This window comes from Streptomyces sp. NPDC093600, assembly GCF_044764755.1.
GTDB lineage: Bacteria > Actinomycetota > Actinomycetes > Streptomycetales > Streptomycetaceae > Streptomyces.
This window is the reverse complement of sequence record NZ_JBIWIU010000002.1, coordinates 253,627-274,292: the sequence shown is the minus strand read 5'-3', so window position 1 is coordinate 274,292 and position 20,666 is coordinate 253,627. Positions and strand designations below refer to the sequence as shown.

General features: G+C 73.0%; 18 protein-coding genes. 11 read left to right on the top strand and 7 right to left on the bottom strand.

The window, feature by feature from the left end; translation table 11 throughout:
- The first annotated feature begins 30 nt into the window (after positions 1-30).
- The gene (gene fabF / locus ACIRB4_RS06905) at positions 31-1,293 is read left to right on the top strand and encodes a beta-ketoacyl-ACP synthase II (RefSeq protein WP_403288958.1); all 1,263 of its coding nucleotides are present in this window, start codon (positions 31-33) and stop codon (positions 1,291-1,293) included.
- A 209-nt stretch (positions 1,294-1,502) separates the two neighbouring features.
- Here the strand turns inward: fabF and ACIRB4_RS06900 are convergent, their stop codons facing one another.
- Complete coding sequence (locus ACIRB4_RS06900) at positions 1,503-1,997, bottom strand: DUF3145 domain-containing protein (protein WP_356888703.1); 495 nt, start codon at positions 1,995-1,997, stop codon at positions 1,503-1,505.
- Between the two features lie 270 nt (positions 1,998-2,267).
- On the opposite strand from ACIRB4_RS06900, the gene ACIRB4_RS06895 reads away from it, so the two are divergent.
- Positions 2,268-3,161: an SGNH/GDSL hydrolase family protein gene (locus ACIRB4_RS06895; protein WP_403288957.1), complete on the top strand. Its 894-nt coding sequence runs from the start codon at positions 2,268-2,270 to the stop codon at positions 3,159-3,161.
- Positions 3,162-3,172: 11 nt separating this feature from the next.
- Positions 3,173-4,102, top strand: coding sequence for an aldose epimerase family protein (locus tag ACIRB4_RS06890; protein ID WP_403288956.1), 930 nt, complete (start codon positions 3,173-3,175; stop codon positions 4,100-4,102).
- A 50-nt stretch (positions 4,103-4,152) separates the two neighbouring features.
- On the opposite strand, the gene ACIRB4_RS06885 is transcribed toward ACIRB4_RS06890, so the two are convergent.
- Complete coding sequence (locus ACIRB4_RS06885) at positions 4,153-6,618, bottom strand: glycoside hydrolase family 3 protein (RefSeq protein WP_403289623.1); 2,466 nt, start codon at positions 6,616-6,618, stop codon at positions 4,153-4,155.
- Positions 6,619-6,777: 159 nt separating this feature from the next.
- On the opposite strand from ACIRB4_RS06885, the gene ACIRB4_RS06880 reads away from it, so the two are divergent.
- The 3 genes from ACIRB4_RS06880 (at position 6,778) to ACIRB4_RS06870 (ending at position 9,523) form a co-directional block, all read left to right on the top strand.
- A complete protein-coding gene (locus tag ACIRB4_RS06880) occupies positions 6,778-7,350 on the top strand; it encodes a TetR/AcrR family transcriptional regulator (protein WP_403288955.1) in 573 nt (190 codons plus the stop codon).
- A 165-nt stretch (positions 7,351-7,515) separates the two neighbouring features.
- Entirely contained in the window at positions 7,516-8,772 is a 1,257-nt protein-coding gene (locus ACIRB4_RS06875; RefSeq protein ID WP_403288954.1) for a pyroglutamyl peptidase, read from the top strand.
- 40 nt (positions 8,773-8,812) lie between these two features.
- Positions 8,813-9,523 carry a carbon-nitrogen hydrolase family protein gene (locus ACIRB4_RS06870; protein ID WP_403288953.1) on the top strand — a complete coding sequence of 237 codons (711 nt, stop codon included), beginning with the start codon at positions 8,813-8,815 and terminating at the stop codon, positions 9,521-9,523.
- Between the two features lie 61 nt (positions 9,524-9,584).
- On the opposite strand, the gene ACIRB4_RS06865 is transcribed toward ACIRB4_RS06870, so the two are convergent.
- Together ACIRB4_RS06865 and ACIRB4_RS06860 are read right to left on the bottom strand one after the other, a co-directional pair.
- Positions 9,585-10,415, bottom strand: coding sequence for a pectate lyase (locus ACIRB4_RS06865; protein WP_403288952.1), 831 nt, complete (start codon positions 10,413-10,415; stop codon positions 9,585-9,587).
- Between the two features lie 11 nt (positions 10,416-10,426).
- Positions 10,427-11,254, bottom strand: a complete 828-nt coding sequence (locus ACIRB4_RS06860) for an EI24 domain-containing protein (RefSeq protein WP_403288951.1) — start codon at positions 11,252-11,254, stop codon at positions 10,427-10,429.
- Positions 11,255-11,365: 111 nt separating this feature from the next.
- On the opposite strand from ACIRB4_RS06860, the gene ACIRB4_RS06855 reads away from it, so the two are divergent.
- On the top strand, positions 11,366-13,912 hold the full coding sequence (locus tag ACIRB4_RS06855; RefSeq protein WP_403288949.1) for a M14 family zinc carboxypeptidase: 2,547 nt from the start codon (positions 11,366-11,368) through the stop codon (positions 13,910-13,912).
- Between the two features lie 70 nt (positions 13,913-13,982).
- Here the strand turns inward: ACIRB4_RS06855 and ACIRB4_RS06850 are convergent, their stop codons facing one another.
- Both ACIRB4_RS06850 and ACIRB4_RS06845 read right to left on the bottom strand, forming a co-directional pair.
- Positions 13,983-14,405: an organic hydroperoxide resistance protein gene (locus ACIRB4_RS06850; protein ID WP_403288948.1), complete on the bottom strand. Its 423-nt coding sequence runs from the start codon at positions 14,403-14,405 to the stop codon at positions 13,983-13,985.
- Between the two features lie 63 nt (positions 14,406-14,468).
- Positions 14,469-15,488: an NADP-dependent oxidoreductase gene (locus ACIRB4_RS06845; protein WP_403288946.1), complete on the bottom strand. Its 1,020-nt coding sequence runs from the start codon at positions 15,486-15,488 to the stop codon at positions 14,469-14,471.
- A gap of 122 nt (positions 15,489-15,610) precedes the next feature.
- On the opposite strand from ACIRB4_RS06845, the gene ACIRB4_RS06840 reads away from it, so the two are divergent.
- Positions 15,611-16,045, top strand: a complete 435-nt coding sequence (locus ACIRB4_RS06840) for a MarR family winged helix-turn-helix transcriptional regulator (protein ID WP_403288945.1) — start codon at positions 15,611-15,613, stop codon at positions 16,043-16,045.
- Positions 16,046-16,124: 79 nt separating this feature from the next.
- Here ACIRB4_RS06840 and ACIRB4_RS06835 read toward each other — a convergent pair whose 3' ends face one another.
- Positions 16,125-16,946, bottom strand: coding sequence for a hypothetical protein (locus tag ACIRB4_RS06835; protein ID WP_403288944.1), 822 nt, complete (start codon positions 16,944-16,946; stop codon positions 16,125-16,127).
- Positions 16,947-17,383: 437 nt separating this feature from the next.
- Here ACIRB4_RS06835 and ACIRB4_RS06830 point away from each other — a divergent pair, with 437 nt between their 5' ends.
- The 3 genes from ACIRB4_RS06830 (at position 17,384) to ACIRB4_RS06820 (ending at position 20,660) form a co-directional block, all read left to right on the top strand.
- Positions 17,384-17,893, top strand: coding sequence for a hypothetical protein (locus ACIRB4_RS06830; RefSeq protein WP_403289622.1), 510 nt, complete (start codon positions 17,384-17,386; stop codon positions 17,891-17,893).
- A 145-nt stretch (positions 17,894-18,038) separates the two neighbouring features.
- A complete protein-coding gene (locus ACIRB4_RS06825) occupies positions 18,039-19,091 on the top strand; it encodes a rod shape-determining protein (RefSeq protein ID WP_403288943.1) in 1,053 nt (350 codons plus the stop codon).
- A 45-nt stretch (positions 19,092-19,136) separates the two neighbouring features.
- The gene (locus tag ACIRB4_RS06820) at positions 19,137-20,660 is read left to right on the top strand and encodes a GAF domain-containing protein (RefSeq protein WP_403288942.1); all 1,524 of its coding nucleotides are present in this window, start codon (positions 19,137-19,139) and stop codon (positions 20,658-20,660) included.
- Positions 20,661-20,666: the final 6 nt, after the last annotated feature.

Sequence of the window (20,666 nt, the reverse complement as noted above, 5' to 3'; positions counted from 1 at the left end):
GACCATCACACACGTGGAGAAAGAATTCCTGTGAGCTCGACCAATCGCACCGTGGTCGTCACCGGTCTCGGCGCAACCACACCGCTGGGTGGCGACTCCGCATCGACCTGGGAAGGTCTGATCGCGGGACGCTCCGGCGTCAAGCCCCTTGAGGGTGAACGATTCGCCGAACTGCCCGTCCAGATCGCCGCGCCCGCCGCGGTCGACCCGGGTGAGGTTCTGCCCCGTCCGCTCGCCCGCAAGCTCGACCGCTCGGCGCAGTTCGCGCTGATCGCGGCCCGCGAGGCGTGGGCCGACGCGGGCTACACCGCTCCGGCCGGCGAGGACGAGAAGATCGCGCCCGAGCGGCTCGGCTCCGTCATCGCCTCCGGCATCGGCGGTGTCACGACGCTGCTCGACCAGTACGACGTGCTGAAGGAGAAGGGCGTCCGCCGCGTCTCCCCGCACACCGTTCCCATGCTGATGCCGAACGGCCCCTCCGCCAACGTCGGTCTGGAGGTGAACGCCCAGGCGGGCGTGCACACCCCGGTCTCCGCGTGCGCGTCGGGTGCCGAGGCGATCGGCTACGCCGTCGAGATGATCCGTACCGGCCGGGCCGACGTGGTCGTGGCCGGCGGCACGGAGGCGGCGATCCACCCGCTGCCGATCGCGGCCTTCGCCAACATGATGGCGATGTCCAAGAACAACGACGAGCCCACCAAGGCCTCGCGTCCGTACGACACCGCCCGTGACGGCTTCGTGCTCGGCGAGGGCGCGGGGGTCGTGGTCCTCGAGTCCGAGGAGCACGCGAAGGCGCGTGGCGCGCGGATCTACTGCGAGGTGCTGGGCCAGGGCCTGTCGGCCGACAGCCACCACATCGCGCAGCCCGAGCCGACGGGCCGGGGCATCGCGGCCGCGATGCAGAACCTGCTGGACACGACGGACCTGAAGCCGTCCGAGGTCGTCCACCTCAACGCGCACGCCACGTCGACGCCGCAGGGCGACGTCGCCGAGATCAAGGCGCTGCGGAAGGTCCTGGGCGACGACCTGGACCATGTCGCGATCTCCGCGACGAAGTCGATGACGGGTCACCTCCTGGGCGGCGCGGGCGGCATCGAGACCGTCGCGACGGTCCTGGCGCTGCACCACCGGGTCGCCCCGCCGACGATCAACGTCGACGACCTGGACGAGAGCGTCGACGCGGACATCGTCCGCGACGAGCCGCGCGACCTGCCGCAGGGCACGATCGCCGCGATCAACAACTCGTTCGGCTTCGGCGGCCACAACGTGGTCCTGGCGTTCCGCACGGTCTGACCCACACTCAGGTATGAGGCCCACTCCCCGCCCGGGGGTGGGCCTCCGCCACGTCCGCCGGACGGAGTCCGGCACAGCGCCCCGAAGCCGCGAAGCGTCGCGAGGGACGCACGAGGAAGAGGGTGGGCCTCCGCCATGTCCGCCGGACGGGTCGTCAGACAGCGGAACGGCGGCCGTGGTCGTGGCCGCCTTGTGCCGGGAGGGGGCGGTCAGACGACCTGGTGGAGCCAGCGGACCGGGGCGCCTTCGCCCGCGTAGCGGAAGGGCTCCAGTTCGTCGTCCCAGGGCTTGCCGAGGAGCTTGGCGATCTCCGCCTCAAGCTGCGTCTCGCCCTGCGCCGAGCGGGCCAGCGCGGCCCGCAGGCGGTCCTCCGGGATGAGGATGTCGCCGTGCATGCCCGTCACCGCGTGGAAGATGCCCAGTTCGGGGGTGGCGCTGTAGCGCTCGCCCTCCGCGGTGGGGCAGGGTTCCGCGGTGACCTCGAAGCGGAGCATCTGCCAGCCGCGCAGCGCCGAGGCGAGTTTGGAGGCGGTACCGGTCTCGCCCTGCCAGGAGAACTCGGCTCTCCAGGTGCCGGGGGACGCCGGCTGGCGGATCCAGTCGAGCTGGACCCTCGCACCGAGGACACCCGCGACCGCCCATTCGACGTGCGGGCACAGCGCGCGCGGTGCGGAGTGAACGTACAGAACTCCACGTGTCGTCACCGGGACCTCCAGTGTGGGACGAGGTTCGCCTTTCCCAGCGGCCTCAGTAAACAGCATCGGGAGTAAAACTTCGCAAACCCCCGAAAAAGGGACAGCATGTGACGTGATGTAATTTACCGGAGCCGATTGGCAAAGGTGCCTCTGGTTCGACGGGGAAAAGCTACCGTGCCGCACCGCCCTTGGGGTGACGTACGGTCGGTCCGAGGGCGGGTGAACACCAAGCTTTCACTCGCCAGGACGCCGAACGGACGCCGAAGGAGGGGCCAGGACATGCGCGGCCGACAACGTTTCCGTACCGCCGTCGCCTCCGCGGCGGCGCTGCTGCTGGCCGCGGGCGCGCTCTCCGGCTGCGACGCGGCGGCTCCCGAGGCGGCCGCGCCGTCCGTACGGGCGAAGCCGAGGCCCGCCGTCGTCTGGGACCCCTCCCCCTCCTCCGTGGCCGCCGTCGGCGACTCCATCACCCGCGCCTTCGACGCCTGTACGGTCCTGGCCGACTGCCCCGAGGTCTCCTGGGCGACCGGCACGGACGCGGCGGTCAACAGCCTCGCCCTGCGGCTCCTCGGCCCCGAGCGGGTCTCCGCGCGCAGCTGGAACCTGGCGCGGACCGGGGCGCGGATGGCGGAGCTGCCGGCCCAGATGGAGCAGGCAGCCGCCGCGAAGCCGGAGCTGGTGACGGTGATGATGGGCGCGAACGACGCCTGCCGGGACCGTACGGAACTGATGACCCCGGTCGCCGAGTTCCGCGCCTCGTTCGCGTCGGCGCTGGCCGCGCTGCGGACGGGCGCGCCCAAGGCGCAGGTGTACGTGGCGAGCGTGCCGGACCTGATGCGGCTGTGGTCGACGGGGCGGGTGAGCTCCATGGGCCGGGAGGTCTGGAAGCTGGGGCTCTGCGCCTCCATGCTGGCCGACCCCCTGGATCTGAGCGCGGCCGCCGAGCGGCGCCGGACGCTGGTGCGGGACCGGGTGGTGGCGTACAACACGGTCCTGCGGGAGGAGTGCGCGAAGGACGCCCGCTGCCGGTACGACGGCGGGGCGGTCTTCGCCTACCGTTTCGGCGGGGCGCAGCTCAGCCCCTGGGACTGGTTCCACCCGAGCAGGGACGGTCAGGCGCGGCTCGCGGAGATCGCGCACCGGCAGGTGACGGCCGCCGAGCCGCCCGCGTAGGGTTCCGGATCATGAGGATCACGGGTGAACCCTTCGGTTCGGTCGACGGTACGGACGTACAGCGCTGGACGCTCGAACGGGGCGCGGTGCGGGTGCGGGTGTTGACGTACGGCGGCATCGTGCAGTCGGTCACGACGCCGGACCGGGACGGCGTGCCGGGCGAGACGGTCCTCGGCTTCCCGGACCTGGGCGGCTATCTGAAGCGGCCGGAGCCGTACTTCGGCGCCCTGGTGGGGCGTTACGCCAACCGGATCGCGGGCGGCACCTTCACCCTGGACGGCCGGACGCACCGGCTGGCCCGCAACGGCGGCCCGCACAGCCTCCACGGCGGCGAGCGCGGCTTCGACAAGCGCCTGTGGGACGCGGAGGAGGTCACGGACGGGGTACGGCTGTCCCGGGTGAGCCCGGACGGCGAGGAGGGCTTCCCCGGCCGGCTGGAGGTCTCGGTGACGTACCGGCTGACGGCGGACGGGGCGCTGCGGATCGGCTACCGGGCGCGCACGGACGCCCCGACGGTGGTCGCGCTGACGAACCACTCGTACTGGGACCTGGGCGGGGAGCACGAACTGCGGGTCTCCGCCGGTCACTTCACCCCCACGGACGGGACGGGCATCCCGACCGGGGAGATCGCCCCGGTGGCGGGCACCCGGCTGGACTTCCGTACGTCCCGGGCCGTCGGCGCGGGGATCGACGACAACTTCGTGCTCGACGCGGGCGCCATGGACGCCTGCGAGCTGTACTCGCCGGCGACCGGGCGGGTGGTGACGGTGCGGACGACGGAGCCGGGGCTTCAGGTGTACGCGGACGCGATGTTCTCCGGGGTCGCGCTGGAGACGCAGCGTTTCCCGGACTCGCCGAACCGGCCGGAGTTTCCGTCCGCGGTGCTGCGTCCGGGCGAGGTGTACCAATCCACCACCTCCTTCGGCTTCGGCACGCGCTGAAGCCCCGGAGCGGTTGTCAGGTTCGGCCCCGGGGCCGGTCATGGGGGCTCCTAGACGTCCAGCGTGGCCGTCAGGCGGGTGTCGGTCAGTGAGTGCGCGGCCCTGACCTCGTACGTTCCGGGGACGAACGCCCAGGCGCCCTTCTCCTCGTCCCAGACCTCGAAGGCCCGGCGGCGCAGCGGGATCTCGACCTCGACGCTCGCGCCGGCGTCCGCCTCGACGCTCGCGAAACCGGCCAGCCAGCGGGCCGGCCGCTCGACCGTGTCCGCCGCCGGCGCCAGATAGATCTGGACGACCTCCCGGCCGGTGCGGGCGCCGGTGTTGGTGAGCCGGACCGTGGCCCTCTCCGGGGTCGTGGCCAGGGAGTCGTACGACCAGGTGGTGTAGCCGAGGCCGTGACCGAAGGGGTACGCGGGTACGGCGCCGGTCCTGTCCCAGGCGCGGTAGCCGATGAACAGCCCCTCTTCATAGGCGAGTTCGCCGTCGGTGGGGGTGGTCGCGGTGACCGGGGCGTCGGCGAGGGCGGCCGGCCAGGTGGTGGGGAGGCGTCCGCCGGGCTCGGCGGCGCCGGTCAGGACGTCGGCGAGCGCGGCGCCGCCCTCCTGGCCGGGGAACCAGCTGAGCAGGATCGCGGCGACGTGGTCGCGCCAGGGCATCTCGACCGGGGAGCCGGCGTTGACGACGACGACGGTGTTCGGGTTGGCGGCGGCCACGGCCCGTACGAGATCGTCCTGGCGGCCCGGGAGGGCGAGGTCGGCGCGGTCGAAGCCCTCGGACTCGACGCGCTCGGTGGTGGCGACGACCACGACGGCGGTCTCGGCGGCGCGGGCGGCCTCGACGGCTTCGGCGATCAGTTCGTCGGCGTCCCGGCGGGGACCGAGGTGGACGAAGGAGAACATGACCGCGGGCAGCGGGGGCGCGAACTCCTTGTCCAGGGTGTGGCGGAGGGAGACCTGGACGGGCTCGCCGGCCGTGAGCGGGACCTTGGCGCGCTCGACCGGGGAGCCGAAGAACGCCTCGAAGGGGTCGCTCTCCGGGCCCATCGTCTGCACGCCGTCGAAGACGGTCTCGTCCGCGACGCGGAGGGTGAAGGCGCCGAGGCCCCGGGTGCCGAAGGAGTGCTCGCCGCTCTCGCGCGGGGTGAACGTGCCGACGACCTCGACGGAGGCGAGGGCTTCGTGGGTGACGCCGGCCGGGAGGTCGTCGCCGATCCACTGGACCTGGCCGTTGGGCAGGCTGCCCTCGCCGAGGACGTTCCCCTCGGCGTCGCGGCAGACCGCGCGCAGGGTGAACCCCTGGTCGGCGGGGGCGAGTTCGTCGCTGGGGTCGGCGCCGAGGGAGAAGGTCACGGCGCCGTCGGGCAGGGCGGCGGTGAGGCCGTCGAGCGGGGAGACGGTGTGGTCGGGGAAGACCTGGGCGGAGCCGCCGCCGAGGACCCGGGCGTCGCGGGCGGCCGCGCCGGAGAGGGCGACCGTGCGGCCGGGGGCGAGCGGGAGCGGCGCCCGCCCGTCGCGTACCTCGTTGCGGACGAGGACGAAGCCTCGGTGGGCGATCTCGCGGGCCAGCGCGTCGCCGTCGACGGGGGCGGGCGGCTCGGTGACGACCGGCGGGGCGCCGTCGAGGGCGCCGACGCGGGCGGCGAGCCGCAGGACGTTGCGCACCGCCGTGTCGACGGCCGACTCCTCGACCTCGCCCGAGCGGACGGCGGCGGCGAGCGCCTCGCCGTAGACGGTGCGCGGGCCGGGCATGGCGACGTCGAGACCGCCCTCGATGCCGCCGGTGGTGGAGCGGGCGGCCATCCAGTCGGAGACGTTGAAGCCGTCGAAGCCCCACTCGCCGCGGAGCACCTCGTTGACGAGGTGGTGGTGCTCGGTCATCGTCACGCCGTTGACCTGGTTGTAGGCGGTCATGATGCCCCAGGGGCGGGCGTTGCCGACGATGGCCTCGAAGGGGGCGAGGTAGAGCTCGCGCAGCGGGCGCGCGGCGACCTTGTTGTCGACGGTGAAGCGGTCGGTCTCGGCGTCGTTGGCGACGAAGTGCTTGACGGTCGTGCCGACGCCGCCTTCCTGGACGCCCCGGACATAGCCGGTGCCGATCTCGCCGGTGAGGTACGGGTCCTCGCTGTACGCCTCGAAGTGGCGGCCGCCGAGCGGCGTGCGGTGCAGGTTGACGGTGGGGGCGAGAACGACGTGGACCCCCTTGCGGCGGGCCTCCTGGGCGAGGAGGCGGCCGGCGCGGCGGGCGAGGGCCGGGTCCCAGGCGGCGGCGAGGGCGGTCGGGGACGGCAGGGCGACGGACGGGTCGTCGGCGGTCCAGCGGACGCCGCGGACGCCGATCGGGCCGTCGGACATGACCACGGACTCCAGGCCGATCTCGGGCACGGCGGGCAGCGACCACATGTCCTGTCCGGCGAGCAGCCGGGTCTTGGTGTCCAGGTCGAGCCGGGCGAGCGCCGCCTCGACGGCTCGCTCCCGGACGGCGTCCCCGCCGGTCTCCGTACCGCCCTCCGCGCTGATCTCCACCACGGCCGTACCTCCTCGTCGAAGTGCTGAGGGGCCCCATGGTGACGCCGTACCTGTAGATCGGTAGGTTACGTTATTGTTTTGTTACTTCCGGATGACGTACGGTCCTCTGCGACGGGACCTGTGGAAGGGCCCACGAAAGGGGTCGGGGCGATGGTGCGGGCCAGGAGCGAGGAGCGGCGCGCGGACATCCTGCGGGCGGCCCTCGAAGTGATCGCCGAACGCGGCTACCGCGGCGCCTCGCTGGGCTCGGTCGCCGAACGGGTCGGCCTGACCCAGCAGGGGCTGCTGCACTACTTCCCGACGAAGGAGGCGCTGCTCGTCGCGGTCCTTGAGGAGCGCGACCGGTGGGACACCAGCGGCGGCCGTGGGCGGGAGGGCTGGCGGCTCGACCTGCTCGACTCCCTCGTGGAGTACAACGCGATGCGCCCGGGGATCGTGCAGACCTTCTCGGCGCTGCTCGGGGAGAGCGTGACCGACGGCCATCCGGCCCGGGAGTTCTTCACCGAGCGGTACGCCCAGGTCCGCGGGGAGATGGCGAAGGTCCTGCGGATGGAGTTCGGCGAGCGGCTGCCGGGCGGCCTCACCCCGGAGCGCGCCGCGCCCCTGCTCACGGCGGTGATGGACGGGCTGCAGTACCAATGGCTGCTGGATCCGGCCGCGGTGGACATGGCGGCGGCGTTCCGGGACTTCCTGGCGCTGCTGCGGGGCGACGGCGAGGCGTGAGGCGCCCGGGGACTGGGGCTTGAGACGACCGAGCCTTGAGGCGACCGAGGCGACGGTGACCGTGAGGCCGCCGGGGCCCCTGGGACACGTGAGCGCGGTAGCGGAAGTCGCGGACGGGGCGGGATACTTCGCGGGCCCGTTCCCGGTCCCCAGGAAGGCTCGCCCGTGCCCCGGATACGCACCGCCTCGCTCGGACTCGCCCTGCTCACCACCGCGCTCACCCTCCTCGCACCACCGGCCTCGGCCGACACGGGCGGCGGCGCGGGCGGCACCGCCGGCACGGTCGAGGAGGCCCGGCTCGACCGTGCCGCGCCCCAGGAGATCCTGCGGCGCAGCGGATTCCACACCGTGGCACCGGAGTTCGCCCGCGCGCTGGCGGGGACGGACTCCTACCGGGAGGCCGAACGGGCCGTCGCGCACCAGGGCGCCCGCCTGTGGCGGCGCGCGGTCGACCGCGCCCAGGGCCGGGGCCCCGCGCACGGGGACCTCAGCCGGGACGACGACCGGCCGCTGTACTGGGCGCGCCTCGGCATGACCCGCGAACTGCGCTCCTGGCAACCGGAGTTCCCGCTCACCCCGGCCGCTCGCGCGCGGCTGCTCGACCGGCTCGAACGCTCCTCGCGCGGCCAGGACTCGATCCACCACCCGGCGGGCAAGGGCGTCAAGCGGGTGCTGATGACCGGCTTCGACCCGTTCACGCTCGACCGTGACGTCCGGATCAGCAATCCGTCCGGGGCGACCGCGCTTGCCCTGGACGGCACCTGGATCCGTACCGCGGACGGCACCCCCGCCCGCGTCGAGACGGCCGTCTTCCCGGTCCGCTGGGCGGACTTCGGCGACGGCACGGTGGAGCGGACGCTGCGCGCGCACCTGCCGCGCGTGGACCTGTTCACCACCGTGAGCCAGGGGCGGGTGGGCCGCTTCGACATCGAGCGGTACAACGGGGCCTGGCGGGGCGGCTTCCCCGACAACGAGAACGTCTCGCGTACGGAGACGGTCCCGGTCGCGGACCCGGCGACGCAGCCGCAGTGGACGGCGACCACCCTGCCGTACCGGGCGATCGTGGCGGCGGACACCGGGCGCTTCCCGGTGTACGACAACACGGCGGTGACCGAGATCCCGGCCGGGTCGACCGTGCCGGTGACCCGCCCGGACGGGCCGACGGAGGGCTCCACCGCCCGGGCCGGCGGCGGCGGGGACTACCTCTCCAACGAGATCGCCTACCGGGCCACGCTCCTGCGCGACCGCCTCGGACTGACGCGGCTGCCCGGCGGCCATGTCCACACGCCGGTCCTCCGGTTCGGGGCGGGCAACACCGATCCGGCGACGGGCTCGGTCACCGATCCGGAGTTCGTACGGAACCGGCTCGACATCATCGCGCAGGTGCGGGCGGTCATCGGGGTGGCCGCCTCCTCCTCCTGACGGGGTTACCCCGGGGCCGGGCGGCGGAGATGATGGCGGCATGATCGTGGCAGCAGCGCAGTTCACCCCGGTCCCGGGGAACATCGACACCAACGTCCGCACCATGGCGGACCTCATCCGGTCGGCCGGCGCCGAGGGCGCCCGGCTCGTCCTCTTCCCCGAACTCTCCCTCACCGGCTACGAGCCGACCCTCGTCCACGGCGATCCCGGGCTCCACCTCGCCGAGGACGACGCCCGGCTCGCCCCGCTCCGGGACGCCTGCCGCGCCGTCGCCGCGGCGGCCGCCGTCAACGGGCCGGTACGGGCGGAGCACGGCCGGCCCGGCATCACCTCGCTGGTCATCGGGCCGGACGGCGGCCTCCTGACCCGCTACGACAAGCGGCATCTCTACGGCTTCGAGCAGGAGGTCTTCACCGCCGGCGACCGGGACGGCCGGTTCACCCTCGACGGCGTCCGGTTCGCTCTGGCCACCTGCTACGACAACCGCTTCCCCGAGGTGGCGGAGCGGGCCGCCGCCGACGGCTGTCGGGTCTATCTGGCGAGTTCGGTGCTGACGGTCGACAACGACTCGTTCGAGAAGGTCTATCCGGTACGGGCGCGGGACTTCGGGCTTCGGGTGGTGCTCGCCAACGTCCTGGGCCGCAGCGAGGCGGGGGTGTGCGCGGGCGCGAGCGGCGCCTGGGGCCCGGACGGCGAGCGGACCGCCGACGCGGGGACCGCGGACCCCGGGTACGCCCTCGCCGAGGTCTGACCCCGGGAGGAACGCGTGGGCGGGGGCCCGCCGGCCGCCGTCGGCGGGCCCCCGCTCCCCGTCACTCGTAGGAGAGGTCGGAGGCGGTGTAGCGGCAGGTGACACCGTCGGGGCCGGAGCCGATCTGCGTCGGCTCCTTGCCGGTGCTGTTGCCGGTGTAGCGGACGCACGGCTTGATCTTCTTCTTGGCGTCGCCGTGGATGCGGACCTCGCGCAGGGCCGCGGTGTCGCCGTAGTTGGCGTTGACGCCGGCGATCGTCCCACCGGGAGCGGTGACGTCCACGTCGTTGATGATGATCGAGCGCTTGTACTGCTTCTTGCAGTTGCCGCAGGAGCGGACCATCGTGCCGAAGTCCGAGGCCTGGAACTTGGTCACGACCAGCTTGCCCGCGCCGTTGAACTGGAAGACCTTGTCCGATGCCTTCCGGGCGCCGCCGCCGTACACCGTGTAGACCGCGGAGGCCGAGGTGCCCTTGAACGTGGCGGCGTCCTCGCCGACGTCCTCCCACCAGACGTTCTGCAGGGTGCAGCTGCCCAGGCAGTGGACGCCGTCGGCGGCCGGCGAGCCGATGATCACGTTCTTCAGGACGGCGCCGTCCTTGAGGACGAAGATCGGCCCCTGGTTCTCGTCCTGGCCGCCGGAACCGAGTTCGCCGGTGCCGTAGAACCGCTTCATTCCGCCGTCGTACGGGCCGGAGACTTCGATGCTGCTCGGGACCGGCTTGCTGCCCTTGGCCTGGGGCCAGGCCGTCGCGGCGCCCGCCGTGGTGAGCATGCCACTGGTGACGACGGCCGCACCGGTGACACCCAGCGCCGCCAGACCGCCGATCAGGGCCCGACGGCGACCCGTCCGCCGCCGGTGCCGTACGCGCTGTTCAGCTCGTGGACTCATGCTTTCTTCCTTCAGTGGGGGAGATCCTGCCTCTCCTTGTCGCCACCGGAAGAAGAAAGGTTGCCGCTGGTCCCGGCACCGTTCCCGTCGTCGCCGGGCGCCCGCTCCCCCGTCAGCTCGCGGGCCATCAGCGTCGCCCCGGCGACCGCACCGGGCATGAGGAAGACGGCGACGAACGGCACCACGAAGGAGACCGCGAGCGGGACCCCGAAGCCCAGGGTCATCGCCCGCCGGCCGCGCAACATCCGCAGCCGCTCCTTCAGTTCGACGCCCCGGCGCTGGAGGGCCACGGACGTCAGCTCATGGGCGAGGAAGAAGCCGGAGACACAGAAGCCGAGGACCGGGACCACCGTCTGGCCGACGACGGGGACGAAGCCGCAGGCGAAGAGGAGCACGCCGTAGAACGCGACCCGGAGCAGCACCTTGAGGCTGTCCCGGGCCGAGATCCACAGCTCGCGCCAGAGCGGCAGCCCGGACTCGGGGACGTCGCCGCCCTCCGTGCGGTCGACCTGCTCGGAGAGCGACTCGTAGAACGGCTGGCCGACCAGGAGCGTCACGGCGGTGAAGGTGACGACCGCGAGGAAGAGCCCGAAGACGAAGACGAGGGCGGTCAGGAAGCCGCGGAACGCGCCCTGCCAGGGGGAGGTCCAGTCATCGGCGAACGGGGTCGCCCAGGCCGTCAGGTCGTCGGCGCCGTAGGCGAGGCCGATGAGGGCGCCCGCGTACAGGACGAGGGTGACGAGCCCCGGCAGCAGGCCGAACCCGAACCACCGCCCGTGCCGGCCGACCCACTTCTGACCCGCCACCAGATAGCCGAACCCGGCCCCGAAATCGCGCATGCCCTCACCCTATCGGCCCTGCGGCGAAGGCCCCCTTGTTGTCCGGGGCACGACAGGGTAGACCCCTGCGTACTGATCACTCGGCTGATCACCTATGGAGGTTGCGTACGTATGGCGAAACCCGGACCCGTCCTGACCACCGCCGCCTGCACCGCCCTCGGAGCCCTTCTCCTCACGGCGCTGCCCGCGAACGCCGCACCGCCCGGACCGCGGGAACCCCGTCCCGTACGCGAAGGAGCCGGCCGTGACACGGCCGCACCGCCTCTCCTCGACCCGTCCGCCGCGCGTACGGACGGGCTTCGCGGGGACGCCCCGCTCGCGGGCGGCCCCACCGCCGTCCCGGGGGCGTCGCCGCACCAAGGCGGCGGGTATCCGCGCCGGACCGTCCTGACCGCCCCGCCCGCCGACCTCGCCGACAAGTCGATCAGACTGGGGCTGGCTCCGTACCACTCCCTCGCCCCGCGCCTCAACGCGCTGCAGAGACTGGGCGACCGGGTGAGCGTCGAGGTCGCCGGGCGCTCGGCCCGGGGGCACGAGCTGTATCTGGTCACCGTCACCGCCCCGGAGTCCGCCGCTCAGGCGCGCGAGCAGGAGCGGATGCGGGAACGGATCGAGAACGCTCCCGGCGCGGCCGCCAAGGACCCGCGCATCAAGGCCGCGTACAAGACGCCGGTCCTCATCAACAACAACATCCACGGCAACGAGTGGGAGGGTACGGACGCGGCCCTGGAACTCGTCGAGGAGCTGGCCCGCGCCACCGACCGCAAGACGGCGGGGCTGCTGGCGACGACCCGCGTCCATCTGAACGTGACCGCCAACCCGGACGGCCGGATCGCCGGCACCCGCGCCAACGGCAACGGCTTCGACCTCAACCGGGACTTCGTCACCGCCTCGCAGCCCGAGACACGCGCGATCCGGCGGATCGCCATCGACCGGCAGCCGGCCGTGATGCTCGATCTGCACGGGTACGTCAACGGCACGCTGATCGAGCCGACGACCCCGCCGCACGGCGAGAACTACGAGTACGACCTCTTTCTGAAGAACTCCTACGCCAACGCGCTCGGCATGGAGAAGGCGGTCAACGCGCTCGGCTACACGGCGGCGAAGGACGGTGTGGAACCGGCGGTCATCCCCTTCCGGGACTGGCCGGAGGGCTGGGACGACTGGCCGCCGATCTTCACCCCGCAGTACATGCCCTTCCAGGGGGCGGTCGCCTCGCACACCATCGAGTTCCCCCTGCCGGTGAACAACGCGGCCTACGAGTCGCTGCCGGTGGCCGAACTGCGCCGCAGGGCGGCGGTCAACGTCGACGTGGCGGGGGCGGCGATGCGCGCCACGCTCGACTGGGCGTACCGCAACCGCGCGTCGGTGATCGCCGACCAGATCGAGACCTTCCGGCGGGGCGCGGCGGGTGAGGCGCAGCGGCCGGTGTCCGAGGAGACGGTGCCGGGCGTGCCCGGGATCGGCCCCGAGGACGTGTACACGACCACCTTCCCGCGGGGGTACGTGATCCCGGTCGGCCGGTCGCAGCGGAGCGCGGTGGCGGCCGCCCGGCTCGTCGACCATCTGATCGCCAACGACGTACGGGTCGGGCGGGCGGCCGACGGCTCGTACGTCGTCGATCTGCGCCAGCCCAAGCGCGGGATGGCGAACGTGATCCTGGCCGAGGGCCGGGACATCAGCGCGGACGTGTCGACGATGTACGACATCTCGGGGTGGAGCCTCGGGCTGCTGTGGGGCGCGACGGTGCGGAAGGTCACCGACGGCCCGCTGCCCACCGCCGTGCGCACGGTCCGCTCCGCCGCTCCGACCGGCCGGGTGGCGCCCTTCGGCGATCTGCTGCTGTGGCTCGACGACCCGAGGGAGCTGGCGGCGGTCAACACGCTGCTGGCGCGGGGCGTGAAGGTGCGCCGGACGGCGGACGGCTCGGCGGTCGTGCCCGCGTCGGCGCGGAGTGCGGCGGGGGAGCTCGCGAACCGCTTGGGGGTGGTGTTCCGGGCGACGAAGGAGCGGGGCACCGCGCCGCTGGAGCGGACGAGGGTCGCGGCCTCGGTGACGGCCGGGGAGCTGTTCGCCCTGCGGGAGATGGGCTTCGAGGTGGTGCCGGTGTCGACGGAGTCGCTGAACGCGGGCTTCGACTGGTCGGCGGCGGACGTCCTGTTCGTGTCGCGGGGTCTGGACCACGGGCGGCTGACCCCGGCGGCGCGGGAGGCGCTGCGGGCCAGCGGCGTGGGGGTGGTGGGCATCGGCTCGGCCGGTGCGGCGTTCAACGCGGCGGCGGGGCTGCTGAAGGCCACGGCCGTGGAGGGCAACGGGGACGCCAACGGTGTGGTGGCGGTCCGCAACGCGGGCGGTGCGATCACCGGCGGCGCGCCGGGGCACACCTTCGTCTACTCCCCGCTGTGGTTCACGGGGCTCGGGACGGGGGTGCGCGCCGAGCAGTCGTACGGGACGGGCAGCCCCCTCGTCTCGGGCCACTGGCGCGGTTCGGGCGCCGACGGCCGGGGCGGCCCCGCCGACGCGGCGGGGCAGGCGTCGGTGGTGAGCGGGACGGCGGCCCACGGCGCGCCGGTGGTGCTTTTCGGCACGGAGCCGCTCTTCCGCGATCACCCGAAGGGCGTCTTCGCCCAGGTCGGGCGGGCTCTGCTGACGCGGTAGCGCGCCGGGGGAAGAAGAAGGCCGCACCCCGGTCGGTCGGGGTGCGGCCTCTCCCTAGGGTACGCGCAACTCAGACGGCCAGCTCGACCGTGATGTTGCCGCGCGTGGCCTTGGAGTACGGGCAGACCTGGTGGGCCTTCTCGATCAGGCTCTTCGCGGTCTCCACGTCGACGTTCGGGATGGTCGCCGAGATCTTGACGATGATGCCGAAGCCGTCGTCGTTCTTGCCGATGCCGACCTCGGCGGTGACCGTCGAGCCGGAGACGTCGGCGTTCTCGTTGCGGGCCACGACGCCCAGCGCACCCTGGAAGCAGGCGCTGTAGCCGGCCGCGAAGAGCTGCTCGGGGTTGGTGCCGGCGCCGGAGCCGCCCATGGCCTTGGGCGGGTTGACGACGACATCGAGCTGACCGTCGTCGGTGGCGACCCGGCCGTCGCGCCCGTTCTCGGCGGTGGCGATGGCCGTGTACAGGACGTCGGACTGCTGTATGGACATCTGAGTCTTCCTTCTGCTGTTTCGCCGCGACTCGCGCCCACGATCGCGACGGCTGAGGAGAGACTAGCCGGTCACCGAAACGATCATCTTCCCGGTGTTGTCTCCGCGGAGCACTCCGAGGAAGGCCTCCACGCCGTTCTCGATGCCCTCGGCGAAGGTCTCGCGGTACTTCAGCTCGCCGGAGCGCAGCCAGCCGCCGACCTCCTGGACGAACTGCTCCTGGAGGTCGTAGTGGTCGCCGACGAGGACGCCCTGGAGGCGCAGCCGCTTGCCGATGATCATGGCCATGTTGCGGGGGCCGGGCACCGGCTCGGTGTCGTTGTACTGGGCGATCATGCCGCAGATGGTGGCGCGGCCGTGCACGTTGAGCGAGGAGATCGCGGCCTCGAGGTGGTCGCCTCCGACGTTGTCGAAGTAGACGTCTATGCCGTCGGGGGCGGCCGCGCGGAGCTGGTCCTTCACCGGGCCGTTCTTGTAGTTGAAGGCGGCGTCGAAGCCGTACTCCTCGACCAGGAGCTTGACCTTCTCGTCCGAGCCGGCGGAGCCGATGACCCGGGAGGCGCCCTTGAGCTTCGCCATCTGGCCGACCTGGCTGCCGACGGCACCGGCCGCGCCGGAGACGAAGACGGCGTCGCCCTCCTTGAAGGAGGCGACCTCGAAGAGACCGGCGTAGGCGGTCAGGCCCGTCATGCCGAGGACACCGAGATAGGTGGAGAGGGGCGCCAGGCCGGGGTCGACCTTGGTGGCGTGCCGGGCCTGGACATCGGCGTACTCGCGCCAGCCGAGGCCGTGCAGGACGTGGTCGCCGACGGCGAAGCCCTCGGCGTTGGAGGCGATGACCTCGCCGACCGCGCCGCCGTCCATGGGGTGGTCGAGCTTGAACGGCGGGACGTACGACTTGACGTCGTTCATCCGGCCGCGCATGTACGGGTCGACGGAGAAGTGCAGGTTACGCACCAGGATCCGGCCCTCGGCGGGTGCGGCGACGGGCGTCTCGCGCAGGGCGAAGTCGGCCGGGGTCGGCCAGCCGTGCGGGCGGGCGACGAGGTGCCACTCACGGCTGGACGCGGGAAGTACGGACATGAGCACGGCCTCCTGGGAAACGTTCACAACGAGAAAGCTTCACGCTGTGGATACTTAACAACGTGAAACAACCATGCCCCTGGATATTTCATGTTGTCAAGTATCTGGGTACGATGCTGTGCATGGCCACCCCACGGACAGACCCCCTGACGCGCGAAGTCGTCGATCTGATCGCCGGCGTCGTCGCGCGGTACTACGAGGAGTACGAGCAGGTGGCCGGGCAGCACTCGCTGACCGGCGCGCAGGCCCGGGTCCTCGGACTGCTCGCGCTGGAACCGGTGCCGATGCGCAAGATCGCCCAGAAGCTCAGGTGCGAGCCGTCGAACGTCACCGGGATCGTCGACCGGCTCGAATCACGCGGCCTGGTGGAGCGGCGTCCCGACCCCGCCGACCGACGGGTCAAGCTGGCCGCGCCCACGCCGGAGGGGCTGGACACCGCTCGCCGGCTGAGGGAGTCCCTGGACTTCGCCCGCGAGCCGCTGGGACAGCTGACGGTGGTCGAACGCACGCTGCTGCGGGACCTGCTCAAGCGGATGCTGGGCGAGGACGCGGGGTAGGAAGCGTCCGCCCGCCACCAGCACCGCCCGCCTACCAGCGCCGCCCGGTACTGGCACCAGCCGCTACCAGCGTCCCCAGCTACCAGCACCAGAAGAGGACGCAGGTCGTCTTGGCGGGGGCGGGCGTCTGGGAGGGGGGCGGCGGCGTGGGCCCGTCGCCGGGGCGGCCCGTGGATGTCGGAGGGGGCGGCGAGGAGCTGTCCCCCGGGGTGGGCTCACCGGCCGAGGGCGAGTCCGACGCGGACGGCGAGTCGGACGGCGAGGCTTCGCCCGGCGGGCCGGTGGCGCCGCCGTCGGAGCCCTCCGAGCCGCCGTCGGAGCCCTCCGAGCCGCCGTCGCCGCCCGAGCCCTCCGAGCCTCCGGAGCCAGGACCGCCGGCCGGCCCGTCCGAGGGCGCGCCGGAGACGGGCGCGCGCGAACCCGCCGGGGAGACGGAGGCCGGGCTGTCGACCGGGCTCGGCCCGTCGGACGGCCCGGTGCTCAGCGAGGGCACCGGAGGCAGCGACGTCTCGACGGCGTCCTCCTCCTCCACCGCGGTGGCGACCCCGCCCTGCTCGGGCTCCAGGGCCAGCTTCGCCATGCTCAGCGTTCCGACCGCGAGCACGATCCCGAGGGTGCCCACCAGGACGTTGCGGCCCTTGCGACTCCGCCCGCGCCTGCCCTTGCGCGTGGCCGCCCGCCCGGCCGCCGCGGGCCCGGCGGCGCCCCGGCGCGCGGCACGACGGCCCGCCGGGGCCGCGCGCGGAGGCTCGACGACGTCCAGTTCGTAGACGTGCTCGGCCTCGGCCGCGTCCTCGGTGGCACGAGGGGCTTCGTACCGCAGCTCCTCGACGGGGGTTCCGCACCCCGCACAGGCGAGGGCGCCGTTGAGATGCCGTCGGCACTGTTGGCAGTAGTCCATGGCGCCCGCAGGCTACGTGCCCCGTGGACAACGCAGGTAGCCATGAACGTGAGGATCCTGTGAGGAAATCCCGATTCACCGGCGCGCAGTCACCAATCTCCCGCTTCGGGCAGGATGGACACATGGAGTCACCATCGAGCGGATCGGGCGGACCACCCGAATCGGTCACACCCTCCCGATCCACCCACTCCACCGGAGCACCGGACCCCGCCGAATCCACACGCTCCACCCCGCACACGCCGTCCACCCCGTCCGCCCCGTCCGCCGGAGCGCCGGACCCCGCCGATTCCGCCCGGTCCGCCTACTCCACCGGAGCGCCGGGCCCCGCCGAATCCACACGCTCCACCCCGCACACGCCGTCCACCCCGTCCGCCCCTTCCACGCCATCCCCCGGGCCCTTCGGACCGCGTGAGTTCCAGCTCGTCCTGCTGCGCCGGATGGCCGACCACCAGCCGGACCTGGCCGAGGACGCTCGGCGCGCGTTGGGCGCCTCCCGCACGGAGATGCGGGAGGCCAACCGGCGGTGGCAGGCGTGGAGCCGCGCCCGGAGCGGACCCGGTGAACTCCACCGGTACCGTTCGGCGCTCGGCGAGCCCGAGTCCCGCCATGTCGTCGAGGCGTACTCCGCCGAGATCCTGCGCTGGCCCCTGCCGCTCTGGTCCGACCTGCGCTGGGAGGTCGCGATCGGCCCGACCGGCCGCCGGACGCCCACCCAGGTCTGGGGCTGCGGCCTGGTTCGCGCGCCGGGCGCGCCCGCCCCGGAGCTGCGTTCGGAGGCCGATCTGCGGCCGTGGAGCTGCACGATCGCCGAAGTCGCGAACGCCTTCCCGCCGGCCCACCCCCGCGAGGGCAGCGCCCCCACCCGCCTCCAGCTCGACTTCACCCTCCCCGGCGGCACCCGGCGTACGGCCGAGTTCACCTGGGGCCTGTTCCAGCGACTCCTCTGACCTGGTGTCGGCCGCGGCCGCACCCCCGGGCGGCTCAGCCCAGCGCGCGCCGCGCCCGCCGGAAACGCACGATGCGAACAGAACGCCGAAGCACGATCGCGTACCACCTCGCTCCGTGCCAGCACCGCACTCCGGAGGATCCGCCGTGACCGTCAGTCTTGAGCAGCTGCGCCGCTGCCATGTCGCCGTCGACCTGGGCGCCGCCCGCACCCGGGTCTTCGTCAAGGGCGCCGGACTCGTCGTCGACGAGCCCAGTGTCGCCGCCGTGAACACCCGTACCGGCGCGCTGATCGCCGTCGGCGCGCTGGCCGAGAAGATGACCGGCCGGACCCCGGACTACATCCGGGTCACCCGGCCCGTCTCCGGCGGCACCGTCGTCGACATCGAGATGGCCCAGCGGATGCTCCGCCACCTCCTCGGCGAGAAGCTCCGCCGCCAGCTGCGCCGCAAGCCCCGGCTGCGCGCCGCCGCCTGCACCCCGCACGACAGCGACCCGCTCGCCCAGCGCGCCGCCGTCGAGACCCTGGTCGGCCTGGGAGCGCGACGCGTGGAGCTGGTCGACACCCTGATCGCGGCGGCCGTGGGCTGCGGACTCCCCGTCGAGCAGCCGACCGCCACCATGATCATGGTGTGCGGGGCGGCCACCACCCAGGTCGCGGTGTTGTCGCTGGGTTCGATCGTCACCGCCCAGCGCATCCCCGTCGGCGGCGACGCGATCGACCACGCCGTCATCCAGCACCTGCGCCACCAGCACGAGCTGATGCTGCCGAGCCAGTCGGTCCGGCCGCTGCAGCTGGCCCTCAGCGGCAACGGCCTGACCCTCCAGGGCCCCGCCTCCACCGAGATCCACGGCCGGGACGTCGCGACCGGCCTCGCCCGGTCGGTGACCGTCGACACCGCGGCCGTACGGGACGCCATCCACACCCCCCTCACGGCCGTCCTCGACGGCATCGGCAAGATCCTGCGCGAGTGCCCGCCCGACCTGGTGGCCGACCTCGCCGAGCGCGGCATCATGATGGTCGGCGGCAGTGCGCTGCTGCCGGGCCTGGACCAGATGCTCCGCGAGGCGACCGGGATGCCGGTGCACATCGCCGAACGGCCGGACGTGTGCGCGATCCTCGGGCTCGGCGCGATGCTGGAGGGCAGGATCCAGCCGATGGTCCTCGACCCGCTGGACCCGCTGGCGGACGCGAAGTGACCGCACCGACGTTCCGATTTCTTCCGCTCGTACGACAATGAACCCATGTCGATCAAGGGCGCGGACGAACCGGCTCCCCGGCTGCCGACTCTCCTCGAAGCGGTCCTCAGCGTCGGCACCGATCTCGAACTGCGGGCCACGCTCCAGCACATCGTGGACTCCGCGGCCGAGCTGACCGGAGCCCGCTACGCTGCGCTCGGGGTTGTCGACCCCGAGCGCCGCCGCGTCACCGAGCTGTTCACGGCCGGTATGACGGAGGCGGAACGGCAGCGGATCGGCCGCCTCCCCGACGGGCGCACCGGCGTCATCGGGGCCCTGCTCCAGGATCCCCGGCCGCTGCGGCTCGACGATCTGACGACCGATCCACGCTCCTGCGGGGTCCCGGCGGGGCATCCCGCGATGCACTCCTTCCTCGGCGTCCCGATCCGCGTGCACACCGAGGTGTTCGGCAATCTCTACCTGACCGAGAAGCGGGGCGGGCCGTTCACCGAGGAGGACCTTGCCCTGCTGCGGGTCCTCGCCTCCCAGGCCGGGATCGCGATCGGCAACGCCCGTCTCTACGAGACCGCCCGGCGACGCGAGCGCTGGATCGAGGGCGCGGCGGCGGTGACGACGGCCCTGCTCACCCTTGAGCCGGCCGAGGACGCGCTGATGACCGTCGCCGAGCGGGCGCGGCTGCTCGCGGACGCCTCGGCCGGGGTTGTCCTGCAGCCCACCGCCGAGGGCGGGATGGAGATCGTGGCCGCCTCGACGGTCGACGACCCCGGGGACCTGATCGGTACGACGATCGCACCCGGCTCTCCCGTACTCACGCAACTGCTCGGCGGGGAACCGGTGTTCGTCGAGGACTCGGCGACCGATCCCCGGATGACGACGCATGTACGGTCGCGCTTCGGGCCCTCGATGATGCTGCCGCTCCAGAGCGGCGGACGGCTCATCGGCACCCTCGCCCTGCCCCGGCGGCGCGGCGACGCCCCGTACTCGGCCGTGGACCGACTGCTCGCCTCGCAGTTCGCCTCCCAGGCCGCGCTCACGCTGGTCCTGGCGGACGCGCAGCACGACCGGGAACAGCTCGCGGTGTACGAGGACCGCGACCGGATCGCGCGCGACCTGCACGATCTGGTCGTCCAACGGCTCTTCGCGACGGAGATGATGCTGGAGTCGACCCGGCGGCGGGCGGCGGAGTCCTCCGAGGAGAACGCGCTCCTCGGCCGGGCGGTGGACGAACTCGACTCCACGATCCAGGAGGTACGGACCACCATCTTCGCCCTCCAGCAGCCACCGGCGGACGCGCCGGCCTCCTTCCGGGGCCGGGTGCTGCGCGAGACGGGCGGCGCGGCGGCCCTGCTCGGCTTCCAGCCGTCGGTCCACTTCTCCGGCGCCGTCGACACCCTCATCGAGCCCGGGGACGCCGACCGGCTCCTCGCCGCCCTGCGCGGCGCGCTGGCGGCGGCCCACCGGCGGCCGGGCGTCAGCGCCATCACGGTCGAGGTGGCGGTGACGCCGGCCGGCCCGCGTCTGACGGTGACGGACGACGCACGGCCGCCGACGACGGTGACCTGGCCCTGATCCCCC

Excerpts from the sequence above, each read along its gene's own strand:
- ACIRB4_RS06895 (WP_403288957.1), top strand. The coding sequence starts at position 2,268 with ATGCGCGGCCGACAACGTTTCCGTACCGCCGTCGCCTCCGCGGCGGCG.
- ACIRB4_RS06890 (WP_403288956.1), top strand. The coding sequence starts at position 3,173 with ATGAGGATCACGGGTGAACCCTTCGGTTCGGTCGACGGTACGGACGTA.
- ACIRB4_RS06880 (WP_403288955.1), top strand. The coding sequence starts at position 6,778 with ATGGTGCGGGCCAGGAGCGAGGAGCGGCGCGCGGACATCCTGCGGGCG.
- ACIRB4_RS06870 (WP_403288953.1), top strand. The coding sequence starts at position 8,813 with ATGATCGTGGCAGCAGCGCAGTTCACCCCGGTCCCGGGGAACATCGAC.
- ACIRB4_RS06865 (WP_403288952.1), bottom strand. The coding sequence starts at position 10,415 with ATGAGTCCACGAGCTGAACAGCGCGTACGGCACCGGCGGCGGACGGGT.
- ACIRB4_RS06860 (WP_403288951.1), bottom strand. The coding sequence starts at position 11,254 with ATGCGCGATTTCGGGGCCGGGTTCGGCTATCTGGTGGCGGGTCAGAAG.
- ACIRB4_RS06855 (WP_403288949.1), top strand. The coding sequence starts at position 11,366 with ATGGCGAAACCCGGACCCGTCCTGACCACCGCCGCCTGCACCGCCCTC.
- ACIRB4_RS06850 (WP_403288948.1), bottom strand. The coding sequence starts at position 14,405 with ATGTCCATACAGCAGTCCGACGTCCTGTACACGGCCATCGCCACCGCC.
- ACIRB4_RS06845 (WP_403288946.1), bottom strand. The coding sequence starts at position 15,488 with ATGTCCGTACTTCCCGCGTCCAGCCGTGAGTGGCACCTCGTCGCCCGC.
- ACIRB4_RS06840 (WP_403288945.1), top strand. The coding sequence starts at position 15,611 with ATGGCCACCCCACGGACAGACCCCCTGACGCGCGAAGTCGTCGATCTG.
- ACIRB4_RS06835 (WP_403288944.1), bottom strand. The coding sequence starts at position 16,946 with ATGGACTACTGCCAACAGTGCCGACGGCATCTCAACGGCGCCCTCGCC.
- ACIRB4_RS06830 (WP_403289622.1), top strand. The coding sequence starts at position 17,384 with ATGGCCGACCACCAGCCGGACCTGGCCGAGGACGCTCGGCGCGCGTTG.
- ACIRB4_RS06820 (WP_403288942.1), top strand. The coding sequence starts at position 19,137 with ATGTCGATCAAGGGCGCGGACGAACCGGCTCCCCGGCTGCCGACTCTC.